The sequence below is a fragment of the Cohnella endophytica genome, assembly GCF_003628305.1.
Lineage (GTDB): Bacteria > Bacillota > Bacilli > Paenibacillales > Paenibacillaceae > Cohnella > Cohnella endophytica.
Genome location: NZ_RBZM01000007.1, coordinates 329,255 through 346,563 on the forward strand (window position 1 = coordinate 329,255; position 17,309 = coordinate 346,563).

The 17,309-nt window shown below is 51.8% G+C and carries 17 protein-coding genes; 14 read left to right on the forward strand and 3 right to left on the reverse strand.

What is annotated here, in order from left to right; all coding sequences use genetic code 11:
* Positions 1 to 20: 20 nt before the first annotated feature.
* From D7Z26_RS17445 to D7Z26_RS17495, 11 genes are all read left to right on the forward strand, one after another.
* Positions 21 to 2,162, forward strand: coding sequence for an ADP-ribosylglycohydrolase family protein (locus D7Z26_RS17445; RefSeq protein ID WP_199731729.1), 2,142 nt, complete (start codon positions 21 to 23; stop codon positions 2,160 to 2,162).
* On the forward strand, positions 2,159 to 3,121 hold the full coding sequence (rbsK, locus tag D7Z26_RS17450; protein WP_233567002.1) for a ribokinase: 963 nt from the start codon (positions 2,159 to 2,161) through the stop codon (positions 3,119 to 3,121). The genes D7Z26_RS17445 and rbsK overlap by 4 nt, the downstream gene beginning before the upstream one ends.
* Positions 3,122 to 3,134: 13 nt before the next feature.
* Positions 3,135 to 4,931: an alpha-amylase family glycosyl hydrolase gene (locus D7Z26_RS17455; protein WP_120978269.1), complete on the forward strand. Its 1,797-nt coding sequence runs from the start codon at positions 3,135 to 3,137 to the stop codon at positions 4,929 to 4,931.
* 351 nt (positions 4,932 to 5,282) lie between these two features.
* Positions 5,283 to 6,191, forward strand: coding sequence for a dihydrodipicolinate synthase family protein (locus tag D7Z26_RS17460; protein ID WP_120978270.1), 909 nt, complete (start codon positions 5,283 to 5,285; stop codon positions 6,189 to 6,191).
* A 50-nt stretch (positions 6,192 to 6,241) separates the two neighbouring features.
* Positions 6,242 to 7,648: an ABC transporter substrate-binding protein gene (locus D7Z26_RS17465; protein WP_120978271.1), complete on the forward strand. Its 1,407-nt coding sequence runs from the start codon at positions 6,242 to 6,244 to the stop codon at positions 7,646 to 7,648.
* Positions 7,649 to 7,723: 75 nt separating this feature from the next.
* Complete coding sequence (locus D7Z26_RS17470) at positions 7,724 to 8,599, forward strand: carbohydrate ABC transporter permease (RefSeq protein ID WP_120978272.1); 876 nt, start codon at positions 7,724 to 7,726, stop codon at positions 8,597 to 8,599.
* A 12-nt stretch (positions 8,600 to 8,611) separates the two neighbouring features.
* Positions 8,612 to 9,457, forward strand: a complete 846-nt coding sequence (locus tag D7Z26_RS17475) for a carbohydrate ABC transporter permease (protein WP_120978273.1) — start codon at positions 8,612 to 8,614, stop codon at positions 9,455 to 9,457.
* Positions 9,458 to 9,483: 26 nt separating this feature from the next.
* On the forward strand, positions 9,484 to 10,173 hold the full coding sequence (locus D7Z26_RS17480; protein ID WP_120978454.1) for an N-acetylmannosamine-6-phosphate 2-epimerase: 690 nt from the start codon (positions 9,484 to 9,486) through the stop codon (positions 10,171 to 10,173).
* A 3-nt stretch (positions 10,174 to 10,176) separates the two neighbouring features.
* Entirely contained in the window at positions 10,177 to 11,061 is an 885-nt protein-coding gene (locus D7Z26_RS17485; protein WP_325050459.1) for an ROK family protein, read from the forward strand.
* Between the two features lie 38 nt (positions 11,062 to 11,099).
* A complete protein-coding gene (locus D7Z26_RS17490) occupies positions 11,100 to 11,954 on the forward strand; it encodes a MurR/RpiR family transcriptional regulator (protein ID WP_120978275.1) in 855 nt (284 codons plus the stop codon).
* Between the two features lie 26 nt (positions 11,955 to 11,980).
* Positions 11,981 to 12,451 (forward strand): YhcH/YjgK/YiaL family protein, encoded by a 471-nt coding sequence (locus D7Z26_RS17495; RefSeq protein ID WP_120978276.1) that lies wholly within the window; start codon positions 11,981 to 11,983, stop codon positions 12,449 to 12,451.
* Between the two features lie 82 nt (positions 12,452 to 12,533).
* On the opposite strand, the gene D7Z26_RS17500 is transcribed toward D7Z26_RS17495, so the two are convergent.
* Together D7Z26_RS17500 and D7Z26_RS17505 are read right to left on the reverse strand one after the other, a co-directional pair.
* Positions 12,534 to 13,562 (reverse strand): NADH:flavin oxidoreductase/NADH oxidase, encoded by a 1,029-nt coding sequence (locus tag D7Z26_RS17500; protein WP_120978277.1) that lies wholly within the window; start codon positions 13,560 to 13,562, stop codon positions 12,534 to 12,536.
* Between the two features lie 43 nt (positions 13,563 to 13,605).
* On the reverse strand, positions 13,606 to 14,325 hold the full coding sequence (locus tag D7Z26_RS17505) for a 3-ketoacyl-ACP reductase (RefSeq protein WP_120978278.1): 720 nt from the start codon (positions 14,323 to 14,325) through the stop codon (positions 13,606 to 13,608).
* 339 nt (positions 14,326 to 14,664) lie between these two features.
* Here D7Z26_RS17505 and D7Z26_RS17510 point away from each other — a divergent pair, with 339 nt between their 5' ends.
* Positions 14,665 to 14,946, forward strand: a complete 282-nt coding sequence (locus tag D7Z26_RS17510; protein ID WP_120978279.1) for a DUF5658 family protein — start codon at positions 14,665 to 14,667, stop codon at positions 14,944 to 14,946.
* Between the two features lie 80 nt (positions 14,947 to 15,026).
* On the opposite strand, the gene D7Z26_RS17515 is transcribed toward D7Z26_RS17510, so the two are convergent.
* Positions 15,027 to 15,944 carry an aldo/keto reductase gene (locus tag D7Z26_RS17515; protein WP_120978280.1) on the reverse strand — a complete coding sequence of 306 codons (918 nt, stop codon included), beginning with the start codon at positions 15,942 to 15,944 and terminating at the stop codon, positions 15,027 to 15,029.
* Positions 15,945 to 16,079: 135 nt separating this feature from the next.
* Here D7Z26_RS17515 and D7Z26_RS17520 point away from each other — a divergent pair, with 135 nt between their 5' ends.
* Together D7Z26_RS17520 and D7Z26_RS17525 are read left to right on the forward strand one after the other, a co-directional pair.
* The gene (locus tag D7Z26_RS17520; RefSeq protein ID WP_120978281.1) at positions 16,080 to 16,355 is read left to right on the forward strand and encodes a DUF2277 domain-containing protein; all 276 of its coding nucleotides are present in this window, start codon (positions 16,080 to 16,082) and stop codon (positions 16,353 to 16,355) included.
* Positions 16,352 to 17,308 carry a helix-turn-helix transcriptional regulator gene (locus tag D7Z26_RS17525; protein WP_120978282.1) on the forward strand — a complete coding sequence of 319 codons (957 nt, stop codon included), beginning with the start codon at positions 16,352 to 16,354 and terminating at the stop codon, positions 17,306 to 17,308. Before D7Z26_RS17520 ends, D7Z26_RS17525 begins: the two co-directional genes overlap by 4 nt.
* The last annotated feature ends 1 nt before the right edge of the window (position 17,309 follow it).

Consider the following 17,309-nt stretch of genomic DNA (forward strand, 5'->3'; position numbering starts at 1 on the left):
AAGAGAGGGAGGCCAATCAAGTGGGTAAGCTGCCAGTCGATTACGTAGAGAAGGTATACGCCGGATGGCTCGGGAAAGTGATCGGCGTGCGCCATGGAGGCAACGTAGAGAATTGGACGTACGAGCGTCTGGAGCGCACGTTCGGAGAGATTACGGGTTATGTTCACGAATTCAAGAACTTCGCGGCCGACGACGACACCAACGGTCCGATGGTTTTCCTTCGCGCATTGGAGGATTATACGCATACCCGGGACATCACCGCGGAACAGATGGGCAAGACGTTGTTGAATTACGCCCCGGACGGTCACGGCTTTTTCTGGTGGGGCGGTTATGGCAATTCCACGGAGCATACCGCTTACCTGAACTTGAAGAACGGCATTCCGGCACCGAGGTCGGGCTCCATCCAGCAGAACGGTAAGACGGTCGCGGAACAGATCGGCGGGCAGATTTTCATCGACGTATGGGGGCTGATTGCGCCTGGCAATCCGTCTCTTGCGGCCGAATACGCGGAGAAGATGGCCAGCGTCACTCACGACGGCAACGGCAAGTACGGGGGCATGTTCATAGCCGCCTGCATAGCGGCCGCTTTCGGCGAAACGAACATGACCGCGATACTCGAAGCCGGACTGTCGGTTATTCCGGAAGATTGCGATTATGCGCGGATGACTCGCGCGGTTATGGCCTATCACGCGAGCCAACCCGGCAATTGGCGGGATTGCTACCGGTTCGTCTTCGAGAATTACGGCTACGACCGCCATCCCGGCGTCTGCCATATCATTCCGAATTCGGCCGTCATCGTGCTCTCCCTGCTCTACGGAGAAGGAGATTTCTCGCGGTCCATAAATATTTGCAACATGTGCGGCTGGGACACGGATTGCAACGTCGCCAATGTCGGCACGATTATCGGCGTGCGGAACGGAATAGCGGGAATCGACGAGAGCTGGCGCAAGCCGATCAACGATTTTCTCTGCTGCTCCACCGTTATCGGCGCGCTGAATATCGTAGATCTTCCCGGCTGCGCTTCGTACATTGCGCGAATCGGCTACAAGGTTGCGGGCGAAGAGGCGTCGGAGCGTTGGGCCGACGTCGTCGAGGGAACGGCTTCCCGGTTCCATTTCGAATATCCCGGCTCGACGCATGCTTTTCGGTTGGATTCCGATGCCGATTGGCAAGTAACGGGCACGGTCCGCAATACGGAGGAAGCGGCGGCTTCGGGCACCCGCTCGCTCAAGGTCATGTTCGACCGGATCGTCGGAGGTCACGGCTTCCGGGCGTACCACCAAACGTATTACCGGCCGGATGATTTCAACGACAGCCGTTACGATCCGAGCTTCTCTCCGGTTCTCTATCCGGGACAGACGATCGAAGCCAAAGTGATGGTGCCGCCCGGGCTCGGTTGCAAGATACAAGCAAGGCTCTACGTGAAGGACGGCAACGCCGGAGTCAGGCATTACGGCGCGAAGAGCGAGCTTTCCGAAGGCGTTTGGACCCGGCTAAGCTACGACATTCCTTCGATGAACGGAGTATGTCTGGAGCAAGCGGGTATCGAGTTCATCCCCGTGGAGAGCATCATGTATACGCACCATCTAATCGCCTACATCGACGACTTCGATTTTACCGGTAAGCCGAATTATTCGATCGATTTTGCTCAAGAGCGTCTGGAGGTTTGGAATCCGCTGCATGTCGAAGTAAGCCAGTTCACGTATCTGCGCGGGCTGTGGACGTTGGAGGACGGAGAACTTAGCGGTTCCTTCCATGGGGAGACGGCGGAGTGCTATACCGGTGACCTGCAGTGGAACGATTACGCCTTCGAAGCCGAAGTCGTTCCGCAGATCGGTGCCGACCACCGGATTCAATTCCGCGTTCAGGGCGGTCTTCGCTCCTATGCGGCGGGTTTGGCTCATGACGGAAGAGCGGTTCTGTATAAGAACGACGACGGCGAATATCGCGAGCTGGCTTCCGCTCCGTTCGCATGGCAGCACGGCGAAGTTTGCAAGCTGGCGGTTGTCGCGGTAGCCAACCGGATCGAGCTGTTCGCGGACGATAAGCCGATTCTCGTGTATACGGACGAGGAAGCTCCTTATCTTCATGGTCAAGTCGGCTTCTCCAATGCGGGAGGAAGTCATACCCACTATCGGCGGTTCGGAGTGAGGGGACTGTGAGCGGCTTAGCTAAGATTGCCGTCGTCGGCAGCATAAACATGGATGTCGTAAACCGCGTAGTCCGACACCCGCAGCCGGGAGAAACGATCCACGGTTTAAGCACGACGTATCATCCCGGAGGCAAAGGCGCCAATCAGGCCGTTGCGGCAGCTTTGGCGGGCGGAGACATCGCCTTGTTCGGCGCGGTCGGCGAAGACGGCTTCGGCGTCGAGCTTAAGCGAACGCTTACCGAGAACGGGGTCGACGCGAGTTCCGTCGCCGTGAAACCCGGGACTTCGGGGATCGCGTTCATTACGGTTGACGACACGGCAGACAACAGCATTATTTTGTCCGCCGGGGCTAATGGACAATTGGGCGCAGCCGACGTGGACCGCATGCTTCCAGGCTTGCTTGCCGCCCATTCGGTACTGCTGCAGAACGAGATTCCATGGCCGGTAACGCGGGAAGTGATGGAGCAAGCGCATGGGAACGGCGTCAGGGTCATCTTCAACCCCGCGCCGGCATTCCTCCTCCCGGAAGACGCGTATCGTTGGATCGACTTGCTCGTTCTGAATGAATCCGAAGCGGAGCTGCTCACGGGGATTGCCGTCGCGGACGGCGCCGCCGCAGAGCTTGCGGCTGACAGGCTGCTTGAGCGGGGAGCGGCGGCGGTCGTTCTGACGCTGGGGGAGCGGGGCTCGCTGTACAAAGCGCAAGGAATGGCGATCGGAGTCGCGACTTCGTCCTACCGGGTGCGAGCGGTAGATACGACCGCAGCCGGGGATACGTTCATCGGCGCGCTTGCGTCGGCGACCGCGAAGGGAATGCCCATCGCGGAAGGGCTTGCGTTCGCTTCGGCGGCGGCGGCTATCGCGGTCACGCGAGCCGGCGCGCAGGAGTCCATTCCGACGTTGGAAGAGATAGAGGCATTCATGAGTAACGATAAGGTAACCGAAGGCATGAGGAATATCATTCCATAAGGGGGAGATTCATTTGAAACAAGGGATGAACAAAGGCTTGATGTTGCTTCTGTCCGCGTTATTGTTAGTTGCCGGTTGGGGGCAGCGCCCGGATCGTGCGGATGCCGCGGTGCCGACCAACGCCTTCCAAAAGCAAAACGGCTCCTACTATTACTATGTCCGGGAAGGCTCGACCACTTTTGCCAGTCTTACGGCGAACGTTCAAAGCGGGTATTATTCCGCGCGAGGCGTGAACAATCTGATGACTTATTGTCCTTACAAGGCCTCTAGCGAATGGCGCGGAGTACCGGCGGTCGATTTCTACAACGTCAATTCCAATACCGGAACGTTGACCGATTTCGCGAATATGGTGACGGCCGCGCACAACGCGGGAATTACAGTGACGATGTATATCGGCCTGTTGTTCGTCCACACGACGAACCCGGACTGGGTTCAAGCGCAGAACGACAAGAAGAACGGCGTTAATTCCTCCTTGGCTAACACGTTCCGTTGGTCTACTACGAACACGGGCTCCGTACCTCCGAACGGCGGCTGGGCATGGAGCAGCTTGGCGAACAGTTATTATGCGACGAGCTGGGGCATGCCCGCATTGGATTATGCGAAACAGCAAGGGCGCGATTATGCCAAGAACGTGCTCAAGTTCTGGATGGACAAGGGAGTCGACGGATTCGAATTCGATGCTCCCGGCGACTTCTGGGGAATGTCGGCCGCGGACGAGAAGGATATTCTGATTACGCTGCCTCAAACGTATACGACCAATTCCAAGCTGCTGAATGCCGAGGGAACGGCAGGGGCATATACCAATCAGACTTGGAGCGATTCCTTCGGATTTACCCATATTCTCATAAACGGAGACAACGACACGGAATCTTTCGCCACCAGAGTCATGAAAGGCACGTCGACCGTGAACGATCTCGAGAATCAATTCGCCGCCTATCTCGATCCGCGCAGGGCCAAAGGCCAGGGAGTCCTCGCGTGGTCGCTCTACGATACCGCGCTGACGGGCGATCAGAGGGCGCTTGATGCCGCCGTGATGGCGGGTAGCGGAGCGTTCTATTCGACGGACATCCAACAAGTATATAACCTGTTGTCGACGGCCGACCGTACCAAGTACGACAATGTGTTCAAAGCCTTGCAAGCTTCTCCGGCGGAAGCCCCCAATGCATCGCGGAAGAGATTGTCTACGGGAAGCGATTCGAAATACTACGCCGTAATACGGACAAGCGCGGACGGCACGAAATCGGTGCTTAACATTTACAATTTCAAAAACGCATCGGCTACGATTACCGTCAATTTGACCGATAGCGGAATCACGGTTCCTCAGACGCCGGTAAATCTGGCTACCGGCGGAAGCGGCACGGCCATTAGTTCAAGCAGCTACAGCGTCACGTTGCCGGCCTACGGCTATTTATTCCTGGAAGTTCAGACTTCTCCGCCTGTTCCTTGGACGACGGTCGACGATAACGCCTCCGGGTGGACTTATGGCGGAGGTTGGGCCTACTACGCGGAGCCGGCAGGTTATCTGTCGACCGCGCACGGCAATGACGGAGTAGGAGGATACGGTCAATACACGTTTACCGGAACCAAGGTAGAGGGATATGGATGGAAGGGCCCCGACGGCGGGCAAATCGAAGTGTTCGTCGACGGCGTTTCCAAAGGAACGTTCAGCCAGAAGAACGGAACGGATATTTTCGGTCAAACCTTGTTCTCGATCAGCGGGTTGTCGGCAGGAAGCCATACGGTGAAAATCCAGCAGAAAAACGCCACGGGAACAGGCTGGACGATGATCGATTATATCAAATTTCAATAAACAGCAGTCCGCATAATCTTTCTGACAAGATTGCCGCGTTGGTTGCGGCAGTGAATGCTGCAGCAGGTCCCTTATAAGATACATTCGCCCAGAAAGCCCATTAGGAGAACTTCTTCTAATGGGCTTTTATTTGCGCCGCGCATAGCAGCGGAAACAGTAATCCATACTAAACCGGAAGAAGGACGCAGCCCTCCTCATTCGTCGCATTTGGGCGGGATAAGTTCATTTGGAATATAGTGTGGTGGAAATGTTTTTCACTATATTAATATTGGTGAAATTAATTTACAATCCCGAAATTTAATGATATGTTGTTAGTGCCAAAACAATTATAGACACCAGGAGGGGAGTTCATTGAGATTAGCTAAATTCCAAGGCATCATACCGGCTTTCTATGCCTGCTATGACGATCAAGGAAATATCTCAGAATCTCGAACGAAAGATCTGTGCGATTACTTGCTTGAGAAAGAAGTTCAAGGGGTGTATGTCGGGGGAAGCTCCGGGGAGTGCATTTATCAAAACCTGGACGAACGCAAAGCGGTGCTGAGCTATGTAGCGAATCGCTTGCAAGGGAAAATGACGCTGATCGCCCACGTGGGTGCGCCATCCACGAGAGACAGCATCGAACTGGCGAAGCATGCGGCTACGCTCGGATATGATGCTTTATCCGCGATACCGCCGATTTATTTCAAATTGCCAGACAGCGCGGTGTATAAATATTGGAGCGAGATTATCGACGCGACTCCTCTGGATTTCATCATTTATAACATTCCGCAGACTACGGGCTATTCGTTAACGCCTGCGTTGTTCGAGAAGCTCCTCGCGAACGAGAAGGTCATCGGGGTTAAAAACTCATCGATGCCGACTATCGATATCGAAAGATTCAAAAGAGTGGGCGGAGACGACGTTGTCGTATTTAACGGCCCGGACGAACAATTCGTCGCCGGAAGAATCATGGGCGCGGACGCGGGAATCGGCGGTACCTATGCAGCGATGCCCGAGTTGTTCTTGCAGGCTAACCGTTTCGTCCAACAAGGAAAGTTCGAGGAAGCGAAGCGCATTCAGAGCGATATTAACGACATCATTATCGCGTTATGCTCGCAGAATGGATCCATGTACGCGGTAATTAAAGAGGTTCTTAAGAGGAGAGGCGTAAATGTCGGCAGCGTTAGAGCGCCGCTTGAAGGAATCTCCGAAGAGGATGCAAGCCGAATCGACGACATTGTAATCCTGATCGATCAGGCGATTCAACGGAACGCGTAATAAGTACGAGCATGGGTCTTGATCCTATACAACGAGAGGTAGATGCATAGATGAACAGCAAACGCTTTCTGGTTACGATTGTCGCTCTTATCCTATTGACTTCGATTATGGCCGGCTGCTCAAGCAAGAACAATGAAGCCGGAAATAATGCGGGAGACTCCGGGAAAAAAGAAAAAGTAGCAATTAAGGTGTGGTTGACGCCTCAGTGGAAGGGCGTGTTGGATGCCACGGAACCGGGCGCGGATTACGACAGTTTTTTCAAACACGCGGCAGAGAAATTTACGGCTCAATATTCGAAATACGATGCCAAAGTAGACGTAGAAGTCATTGCGGGCGATCAGCGCGATCAACTGCTCAACGTCAACTTGAGTAGCGGAACGCCCCCGGATGTCATTTTTGAAAGCGTTTTTGCATTAGGCGATTACGTTCATCGCGGCGCATTGGCACCGTTGACCGATATCGTGGACGATGCTTCGAAAAAAGATATTGCCCAGAGCTACTGGGATTCGGTAACCTTCGGCAAAGACGTTTATTTCTATCCGTTCCAGAATAATCCGGGCACGTTGGTCTATAACGCGGATATGTTCAAAGCGGCCGGGTTGGAGAAGTTCGTAGGCGGAGATACGGAAATCAAAACATGGACGCTTGCGGAATACGAAGAAATTCTGAAAGGTCTCAAAGACAATCTGCCGAAGGACAAGTATTCCAATGCTTATCCGATGGCGCTGTACGCCATGAATAACCAAGGGGACACATGGAACCTTGCTTATCTGAGAATGTTCGGCAACAAATTCTTCGACGATCAAGGCAATATCGTTCTCGATGACGCGAATGGAGTTAAAGCCGCGGCATGGTTGAAAAAAATCAAAGACGCCGGCTATACGAACCCGGGTCCGGAATCCGTATCGTCCAATGACGTGAACGGGATGTTCCAGAACCAACAGCTCGCGATCAGCTTCACGAACCCTGTGTTGTTCAACAACACGAAGGCGGATATGGAAAGCGGCAAACTCAAGAAGTTCGATGCGCGGCTTGCCAATATCCCATCCGAAAGCGGAGATCCGTTGTCCTTCACATATGTGACCGGAGCAGGCGTATTCAATACGAAAGACGAGAAAAGAATGGAAGTGGCGAAAGATTTCGTGAAATTTTTCTCCACCGACCCGGAATTGGTCAAATCCTCTAAGAACGCGATTCCCGTAAGAAGCTCGGTTGCCGAGGAATTCAAGAGCGAGAAGCCGCTATTCGCAGCTTACGATGCCAATTCCAAATACCTGTTCAACTTCACGGGCAACGTTCCGGGATATAGCCAACTAAGGGAAGTTCTTTATCCCGAGCTTCAGGCTTTGTATATGGGAGCCTCGACTCCGGAGCGGGCAGTAAAGGAATATCAGACCAAAGGAAACAAAGTCATTCAAACGAACAAAGCGAACTCCGTCATTTACGGAAACCAGTAAGTTAACCAACAAAAGCGATCGTTAGCCTTGGGACCGTCAAGGTTCCGGGGCTTACGATTAGAGAGGTAAACCAATATGAGACTAAGAAATCAATCCACCAGAGAAGGTTTGACCGGGTATTTGTTTATCTTGCCTCAAATGCTGATTTTCTTGATCTTCTTGGTCTATCCGATTATCGAAGGAATCAGGCTAAGCCTGTATCAGATTAATTATCAGAACGAAAAGTTCGTCGGATTGGCTAATTACACGACGCTGTTTAACGATCCCGTTTTCTTTAAGGCGCTCACCAACACGGTTGTTTTCGTTGTCTTTATCGTCATTCTCACGGTGGGTTTCGCGTTGTTCGTCGCTTCCGCCGTATTCGACAAAAATGCCAAGTACGTTTCGTTCATCAGAGGAACCTACTACGTGCCCGTAATGGTCTCCATGGTTGTCATGAGCATGGTGTGGAGCTTTCTTCTGAATCCCGCCAACGGGCTGATTTCATATTTTTCTCAGGAAATGGGTCTGGGAACGGTTAATCTCCTAGGGAAAACACAGACGGTTCTGCCGGTTATTATATTCGTAACTTTCGCGACAAACGTAGGGCAAGCAATTATTCTGTACATCGCCGCGATGATCGGAGTACCCAAGGATCTGTTCGAAGCCGCCGAAGTCGACGGAGCCAGCAGATGGCAAGTCATTCGCAAAATCCTGATTCCATCGGTCAAGTCCTCGACGATCTATATTACGATCATCAACATTATCGCCGTCCTGAAAATATTCGTCGTGATCCAGCTCCTGACCGGGGGCGGACCTAACAATGCCTCGGTGACGCTAATGTATTATCTCTACAATAACGCCTTTAAGTATAATCAGCTCGGCGTAGCTTCCGCGGTAGGGGTCATTATGTTCCTGATTACGCTGTTGTTGTCGGTGCCTCAGCTAAGAAGCTTGATTAAGGAGAAGTGAGGGGTAATCCGCATGTCCCATAAAACGAACAACAAGAAGAAGATGGAACGATTCGACGTCCTATCCAATGCGGTCGTCTTTATCTTCGCAATTTGCAGCCTATTCCCTTTGTACTGGTTGTTTACAAGCTCGCTAAAGAACAGCTCCGATGTCGTGAAGATGCCGCCCGACTGGTGGCCGAGGACGATTACGTTCGATAACTACGTCGATATTTTTAAGAGCCAACCGGCTTTAAGATGGGCCTTCAACAGCTTGTTCGTGTCCGGAGTATCCACGATTCTTGTCATTGTCGTGGGAGCGATGGCCGCATACGCCTTCTCAAAGCTTAAATTCAAAGGCAGAAACCTCATTTTCGTTATTTTTATTTCGAGCCTGATGATTCCTAAAGAGATTATGATCGTACCTCTGTTCCGCATTACCCAAGAGTTCGGGATGGTCAATAGCTACAACGGAATGATCTGGCCGAACGTGGCCACGGCATTCGGAGTGTTCTTATTGAAAGGTTTCTTCGACGCGACTCCCAATGCTTTAAGAGAAGCCTCGAGAATCGACGGGGCGGGGGAATGGAGAACTTTCCTCCAGATCATGCTACCGATCGTAAAACCGGGTATAGGCGCGCTATTCATTCTGAATTTCGTTCAAGTATGGAACGATTACTTGTGGCAATTGGTCATCGGCCAAGAGAAATCGATGAAAACCTTGATGGTAGGTACCGCTACCTTGATGCAAGATCTGAATCCGAACTTCGCATATAAAATGGCGGGCGCTACCGTCGCCGCTATTCCGATGCTGTTGATCTTCTTATTATTCCAACGGTACTTTACTCAAGGTATGACGGCTGGAGCAGTTAAGGAGTAAATAAAATGGGTGTGGAGTGGAAACTTATGAATACGAATAAAAACGTTTTAGATCTTATAAACAGAAAGCTGATCGTTTCTTGCCAAGCCTTGCCCGACGAACCGTTGCACAGCCCATTCATTATGGGAAGAATGGCGTATGCGGCCTACTTGGGCGGAGCATCCGGGATTCGAGCCAACAGCGTTGCGGATATTCAAGAAATCAAGAAACAGGTCGATTTGCCGATTATCGGAATCATCAAGAACGTGTACGAGGGGTCGGAGGTATTCATTACCCCGACGATGAAAGAAGTCGACGACCTCTACCGCGAAGGCGTAGATATTATCGCGATGGACGCGACGGATCGGCCAAGACCGGACGGTTCGACGATTTCCGAATTATTCCCGCTTATAAGGAATAAGTACAAGGATCAACTCTTCATGGCGGATTGCTCAACCTACGAAGACGCTGCCGCCGCGGCCGAGCTTGGATTCGATTTCGTGGGAACGACTCTTAGCGGGTACACCGAAGCGACGAAGCACAAGTCTTTGCCGGACATTGAATTGGTCGAGAGAATCGTGAAGAGCTTGTCCGTCCCGGTGATCGCCGAGGGCGGGATCGCGACTCCGGAACAATTGAAGCAATTATACGATATCGGCATCTTCTCGGCCGTGGTCGGATCCGCGATTACGAGACCGATGGAAATTACTAAAAGCTTCATGAAAGCCGTTGATTGACGCATGAGTATGAAAATTCTTGCCGCGGATATCGGAGGAACCAACACGAAGATCGGTATCTGCGATGAACGGGGCAACATCGATCAATATAAGGAATATTCGACCGAAAGCCATAAGGGCGGCCCCCATGTCGTGAATAGATTGCTTGACCGGATGTCGACGTACGAGGATTTCGATGCGATTGCCATTAGTACGGCCGGACAGGTGAACGCCGATGAAGGTTATATTGTATACGCGAACGAGAACATCCCGAATTATACGGGAACGAAGCTTCAAGAGATCATTGCGGGTCGATTTCATAAGCCCGTGAAAGTCGAGAACGATGTTAACGCGGCAGCGTTAGGCGAGGCAACCTTCGGGGCAGCGCATGCTTATCCGGATTTCTTATGCCTGACTTTCGGTACGGGAGTCGGCGGAGCTATCGTCATCAATCGCCGGATCTACCGCGGAGCTAACGGAGTGGCGGCGGAGTTCGGACATCTGATTACCCATCCGCTATCGGCGGAGACGGACAATCCGAGAAACGCTTATTATGAAACCCATGCTTCTACGACAGCCTTGATCCGGATGGCCCGACAGGTTGACCCGGAATGTGTAGACGGGAAGGTTTTTTTTGATAAAATAAACAAAGGAAACGATAAATTGACTCGGCTGTTGCATTCCTGGGTTACCGAAGTTTCCATCGGCTTAGCGTCGCTCGTTCATGTGTTTAATCCTCCCGCTATCATTGTAGGGGGCGGGGTAATGGAGCAGGACAATCTGGTTCGCTTAGTCGAAGAACGAACGAAAGAGTTAATCATGGAGAGCTTCAGGGGCGTAAAGATCCTCAAAGCTTCCCTTGGAAACAAGGCGGGTTTACTAGGTGCGACCTCCCTGTTTTTACGCTGAACGCAGCGTGACGGATGAGGAGCAGAGGAGGCAGCAGCATGCGCGCGGTCAATATTTTTACGACGATTCATTCGAAATACAATAACCTGACCCATACGGAAAAAAAAGTGGCGGACCATGTCTTGGAAAACCCCAAAAGCGTCGTATATATGTCGATTACCGATCTCGCGGATACTTGCGGAGTAGGCGAATCGAGCATATTCAGGTTTTGCAAATCTCTGAGCTATAAGGGGTATCAAGATTTCAAGATCGCTTTAGCGCATAGCATCACGGTCGAGAATGAAATCCCGCAGCTTACGGATAAGGTTCTGATGAACGATACGATCGATCAAGTCGCTTCCAAGGTGCTGTCCAACAATATAAGCGCGCTGAACGAAACGTTTAATTTGATCGATATCGCCAAAATAGACCAAGCGATCGATTATTTGCTGCAAGCGGAACGGGTTATCTTCTTCGGCGTCGGCTCATCTTTAATGACGGCCATGGAAGCGAAAATAAAATTCATGCGCATCACCAACAAAACGGAATGCACGATCGATTCCCATCTTCAAATGATGTCGGCGGCTCTGATGACGAAGCGGGACGTCGCGGTTATCATTTCTTATTCCGGGTCTACCAAAGATTCGATCGAAGTGGCGAAGAAAGCGAAGGAATGCGGGGCTACCGTCATTTCCATCACCCGATTCGTGAAGTCTCCGCTGACCTCCCATTCGGATCTGACGTTGCTTTGCGGCGCGAACGAGGGCCCTCTGCAGGGCGGTTCATTGTCGGCGAAAATTTCGCAGCTCTATTTGCTGGACGTCTTATATGTGGAATATTTCAAAAGGGCCTACGAGGAATCCATTAAAAATAAAGAAAGCACGGCGGCATCGGTATCGGTGAAGCTGCTCTAAGCTGTAACCGTCATGGAGGAATGGATATGATTTTAGGTTCGATGTCATCTTGGGAAAGTCACCGTAAATATGAACATAAGGTCATCGTGACGGCAATGGAACAATTAATGAAACAACTGAAAGATCAACCCGCTGCCGGACGCGCCGAGATCGACGGCGATCGGATGTACGTTTCCTATCTTGAATTCGACGCCAAATCGTCGGAAGATCATCCGGCCGAGAAGCACGAATCCTATATCGACCTTCAATATTTGATCGAAGGCGAAGAGACGATCGGTTGGTCCTCGCTGCGGGAAGACTCGGACGTCGTCAAGCCTTACGACAGCGAAGAGGATTATGCTCTGTACAAGCCTTCGGCGGACGAGACATTGCTCCGTCTTAAGCCGGGCATGTTCGCCGTCTTTTTCCCTAACGACATTCACAGACCGGGTATGGGGCAGCAGTCGACGAAAATCAAAAAAGCGGTCGTCAAAATCCATGTGAGTTTGTTGGAATAGTTCGATTCGCAAACAAAAGCAGCCTCCCGCGAGGCTGCTTTTTCGTTGAAAGTATGATGCAAGATCATCTGCGGAAGGCTGTTTAGTAAGCCCGAATATATTGTTGCGGGGCGGTAGCCGGTCCTTGACGGAGCGTAATAGCTGCATGCGTTGCCCAGTAAGGATCGCGCAGCATGCCTCTGGCAATCGCGACGAGATCCGCGTCCTCGTTGCCGATGACGGATTCGGCAAGGGCCGGATCCTCCAGCATCCCCACCGCAATGACGGGTATGTCAACCGCTTCGCGGATTTGGCGCGCGAACGGCACTTGATATCCCGGATAATTGCCTGGTTTTCTCTCTCCGGCAGGGCCTTCGCCTCCCGAGCTAACATGAATCGCATCTACCCCGGCAGCGCGATAAGCTTTGGATAACTCGATGGCGTGATCGATATCATATCCGCCGTCGGTATACTCCACTGCCGAGATACGGAATAGAAGAGGCATATCCGCAGGCATTTCGCTCTTCACGGCTTGAATGACTTCTACGCCGAAGCGGGCAAGGTCTTGGCCATATTGATCTTCGCGTTTATTGGTTAGCGGAGATTGGAACTGGTGAATCAAATAGCCGTGAGCTCCATGCAGCTCGATCGTATCCACGCCGGCTTGCACGGCTCGACGGGCCGCGTCGCCGAACTTCCGGACGACTTCTTGAACCTCTTCGGTTGTAAGCTCGCGAGGCATTTTGTAGGCGTCTCCCGGAAACTTAATCGCGGATGGCGCGACGGGCGTTGCCGCGTCTTCGGCTTTTCGTCCGGCATGAGCGATTTGAATTCCGATTTTGCTATTATGCGCGTGCACGCCGTCGATAATCCGGGCGAATGCCGGAATATGCTCATCCGACCACAAACCTAGGTCTTTATCGGTGATGCGGCCATCAGGCTCTACATCCGTCATTTCCATGATTACGAGGCCCGTACCGCCGATAGCGCGGCTGAGGTAGTGCACATAGTGCCACTCATTCGGCTTGCCGTCCTTTGCCGTGACGGAATATTGACACATTGGCGCCATGACGACGCGATTTTTCAGGTGCAAACCTTTCAGGTCGTAAGGCGCAAACAGTTTTCGAGTCATGCGGATACCTCCAAGCTTTATTTGTACGCCTGTCAGCAGGCGATTATTGCGGATTCGTGGTCCAGATGCCCGCTGTTTTGAGGAAGACGCGTTGCGGCAGTTTCAATGCGGCTAAGATGAGCTCGGCTACGTCTTCCGGCTGCATCATGCGATCTTCATCTCCGACGGGCAGACCGGTTTTGACGGCTAGTTCCGTGTTAACGGTAGAAGGCGTAAGCGCGGTGACGCGAATATTCGATTTGCGAACTTCTTGCATAAGCGCTTCCGTTAAACCGAGAACGGCGAACTTCGAGGCGCAATACGCGGACCCGGTCGCAAAACCGCGTTCCCCCGCGGTCGAAGCGATGTTGACGATGCTTCCGCTTTTTTGGTTCAACATCGTTGGCAACGCGGCGCGAGTCACGTAATACGTACCCATCAGATTCGTTTGAATGATCCGTTCCCATTGCTCGGGATCCATCTCGGACAAGGTTCCGAATTGCCCCGTTCCGGCATTGTTGAGCAGGATATCGAGAGAGCCTAGCTCCCCGATCAGCGTTTCCACCGCGCGTTCCGCTTCCGCTCTATTCGAAATATCCGCCGTAGCGATGCTCACTTTAATGTCGTATTCGCTAGTCAGTTGTTGCCGAAGAGATTCAAGATCGGCAGAAGTGCGCGCCATCAATCCGAGATGAATGCCCTCCCGTGCCATGGCGATTGCGGCGGCTTTGCCGATCCCTTTTCCCGCGCCGGTAATGATCGCCGTTTGATTGCTTAAGTTCATATCGATCTCTCCTTATCGCTCCATTGTGATGACGCCCCTAACAGGTTGCCCAATCGTAACTAACAGTTACGCACTTATTATTCCTGTTAATTCAACTTAAAACAAGTACCTACTTTTAAGTAATATAGTATCCTAAAGTATACCTACGGCAAAAAACGCATAACCCGCGAATGGATTCATGCGCTTCTGTAGTTAATGCGGATTAAACGGACGGGAACTAGTCGCCTCGCCCTCGTCATGATACAATATGTATCATAACGGGGGCGAGTGAATGTGCTGACTCGGATCATATTTTCATTTGCGAGCATGCGCCTTGGAAAAAGCGCAAGGATATGGCTTGTGATATTATCCTTCTTCGACGCTATGGCGACGGATGCGGGAATTCGCATGCATGCGGTTAGAGAGGCGAATCCTTTTGCAAAGTTACTGTACGAGACGAATGTATTCGTCTTCTATTCGTACAAGATTATCTTGCCGCTGATTCTTCTTTCGCTCCTTCGGTACGTGAGCAAGCAGTCGTTTATTCATATTTGGATTATTCTCGGGACAATAACGTACGGAGCGGTGGCGATCTATCATATCGGATGGATGAGCTACGTTATGGCGCAGGTAAGGCCATGAAGATATAAAAAAACAAGGGCCCCTGAATAGGGACCCCACGGTGCGCTCGTGATGCCAATTCAGCTACTGCCAAGTTGAAATCAGGGAAGAACATTACCTGCCGCAAGCAGGATTCCATACCATTCTTCGCGAGTCAGATGGATATCGCTTGCCTTGGCACAATCTTTCAAGCGCTCGATGTTCATCGTGCCTAGTACCGGTTGCATGCGAGCGGGATGGCGCAACAGCCACGCAATGGCGATCGTCGTGTTGCTGACTCCGTATTTGGCCGCGACCTCGTCGATCTTCTTGTTCAGTTCCGGGAATTTGTCGTTGTCCAGGAATACGCCCTCGAAGAACCCGTATTGGAACGGGGACCAAGGCTGGATTGTAATATCGTTCAGTCTGCAATAGTCGAGAATGCTGCCATCGCGGTTCACGGCGGCTTCGTTCTCCATATTGACGTTAAATCCATTAGTCATCATATTGGCATTGGTGATGCTTAATTGAAGCTGGTTCGCGACAATGGGCTGCTTCACGAACTTCTTGAGCAGCTCGATCTGCATCGGATTTTGGTTGGACACGCCGAAGTGGCGCACTTTGCCCGAGCTTTCGAGAATATCGAATGCTTCGGCTACCTCTTCCGGTTCTACCAAAGTGTCCGGACGGTGCAGCAATAGGATGTCCAGATAATCGGTTCTAAGACGTTTCAAGATGGCGTCGACCGACGTTAGAATATGCTCTTTGGAGAAATCGAACATGCCCTTACGAATGCCGCATTTGGACTGAAGGATGATCTTCTCGCGGATATCGTCGCTCATATGGATAGCGTCGGCGAAAATAGTCTCGCATTCTCCAGCGCCGTAAATGTCCGCGTGATCGAAGAAATTCGCTTTTTCATCCAGAGCCGTTTGCACGAAGCGCTCGGCTTCCGTTTTGTTAAGCGAGTTAATGCGCATGCAGCCGACAGCGATGACCGGCACCTCCAACGAGCTGGTTCCAAGCTTAATCGTTCTCATCGTTAATATCCTCCTTAGGGGATTAGGCAATGTGTGTGTCCGTTCTTTCTTGATTGTGTCATAAATGCGGTACAAGTTTCAATGTTGGAGTATAGTAAGGTTAATAAAATTGCGACGATGAAAGGGAGAAAACCGATGTGCCGTAATATTAAAACATTATTCAATTTCGAGCCGCCGGCCAACGACGATGAGATTCTCGCGGCGTCGCTTCAATTCGTAAGGAAGCTCTCCGGCTTTAACCAACCTTCCAAAGCAAACGAGGAGGCGTTTAACCTCGCAGTGGAGGAGGTCGCCGCGGTTGCCCGGAATTTGCTGAGCTCGCTAGTAACGAAGGCGGAGCCCCGCAACCGGGAGATCGAAATTCAACGGGCCCGCGCCTTATCGGCCAAAAGGTTCGGAGTTAGAGAATGAAGGTGCAGCGATTGCTTGGCATTACGATGATCCTGCTAAGTCAGCGAAGGGTTAACGCCCAGACGCTTGCCGATAAGTTCGAGGTATCGTTAAGGACGATCTACCGCGATCTGGAGACGATCAATACCGCGGGTATACCGATCGTTTCTTTTACCGGAACGACCGGAGGCTACGAGATCATGGAAAAGTTCCGGATTGACCGGCAAATCGTTACTTTCGACGATCTTCAGTCGATCCTGGTCGCGCTTAAGGGCGTGCAAGCATCGCTCGATGATCAGGAAATGGACGGCTTATTGACGAAGATCAAAGCGCTGGTAGCGAGATCCGAACAGAACCAGATGGAAGAGGCGGGCGAGACGCTTATATTCGATACGAATCTGTGGAATGGAAGCCGATTAAAGGATAAGTCGATTCTGGCTTCGCTCCGTCAAGCTTCCAAGAACCGATCGGTAATATCGTTCCGATATACGAATACGGAAGGAGTAGGGGAACAACGGGAAGCCGAACCGATCGGGATCGCGTGGAAGGGGTACGCTTGGTACTTGTACGCGTATTGCAGGCTTCGCGGCGATTATCGGACATTCCGCTTATCGAGGTTAAGCGAATTGCGGGTGCATCTGGAGCATTACAAAAACCGGGGAGTCCGGATGGAAGAGCTCGATGCGCGGTGGGGCAACAGAGAAACCGGGCCGACTATCGATCTGCTGCTGCATTTTCGCCCGCGGTTAAGGATTCGGGTGGAAGAGGCATTCGGTCACGACAAAGTCGAGGTGCAGGAAGACGGCTCGATGTTGGTCAAGGCCAGCTATCCGGAAGGTCATTGGCTTTACGGTATGCTGCTTAGCTACGGTCCGGATGTTCGCGTGATAAAGCCTGCTTTCGTGGCCGAGAGAATTAAAAGCCATGCGGAGCAGATCGCCAGCAATTACAAGGAGACGGATGAGGCAAAATGAG

Excerpts from the sequence above, each read along its gene's own strand:
- D7Z26_RS17465 (WP_120978271.1), top strand. The coding sequence starts at position 6,242 with ATGAACAGCAAACGCTTTCTGGTTACGATTGTCGCTCTTATCCTATTG.
- D7Z26_RS17470 (WP_120978272.1), top strand. The coding sequence starts at position 7,724 with ATGAGACTAAGAAATCAATCCACCAGAGAAGGTTTGACCGGGTATTTG.
- D7Z26_RS17475 (WP_120978273.1), top strand. The coding sequence starts at position 8,612 with ATGTCCCATAAAACGAACAACAAGAAGAAGATGGAACGATTCGACGTC.
- D7Z26_RS17480 (WP_120978454.1), top strand. The coding sequence starts at position 9,484 with ATGAATACGAATAAAAACGTTTTAGATCTTATAAACAGAAAGCTGATC.
- D7Z26_RS17485 (WP_325050459.1), top strand. The coding sequence starts at position 10,177 with ATGAGTATGAAAATTCTTGCCGCGGATATCGGAGGAACCAACACGAAG.
- D7Z26_RS17490 (WP_120978275.1), top strand. The coding sequence starts at position 11,100 with ATGCGCGCGGTCAATATTTTTACGACGATTCATTCGAAATACAATAAC.
- D7Z26_RS17495 (WP_120978276.1), top strand. The coding sequence starts at position 11,981 with ATGATTTTAGGTTCGATGTCATCTTGGGAAAGTCACCGTAAATATGAA.
- D7Z26_RS17500 (WP_120978277.1), bottom strand. The coding sequence starts at position 13,562 with ATGACTCGAAAACTGTTTGCGCCTTACGACCTGAAAGGTTTGCACCTG.
- D7Z26_RS17505 (WP_120978278.1), bottom strand. The coding sequence starts at position 14,325 with ATGAACTTAAGCAATCAAACGGCGATCATTACCGGCGCGGGAAAAGGG.
- D7Z26_RS17515 (WP_120978280.1), bottom strand. The coding sequence starts at position 15,944 with ATGAGAACGATTAAGCTTGGAACCAGCTCGTTGGAGGTGCCGGTCATC.
- D7Z26_RS17520 (WP_120978281.1), top strand. The coding sequence starts at position 16,080 with ATGTGCCGTAATATTAAAACATTATTCAATTTCGAGCCGCCGGCCAAC.
- D7Z26_RS17525 (WP_120978282.1), top strand. The coding sequence starts at position 16,352 with ATGAAGGTGCAGCGATTGCTTGGCATTACGATGATCCTGCTAAGTCAG.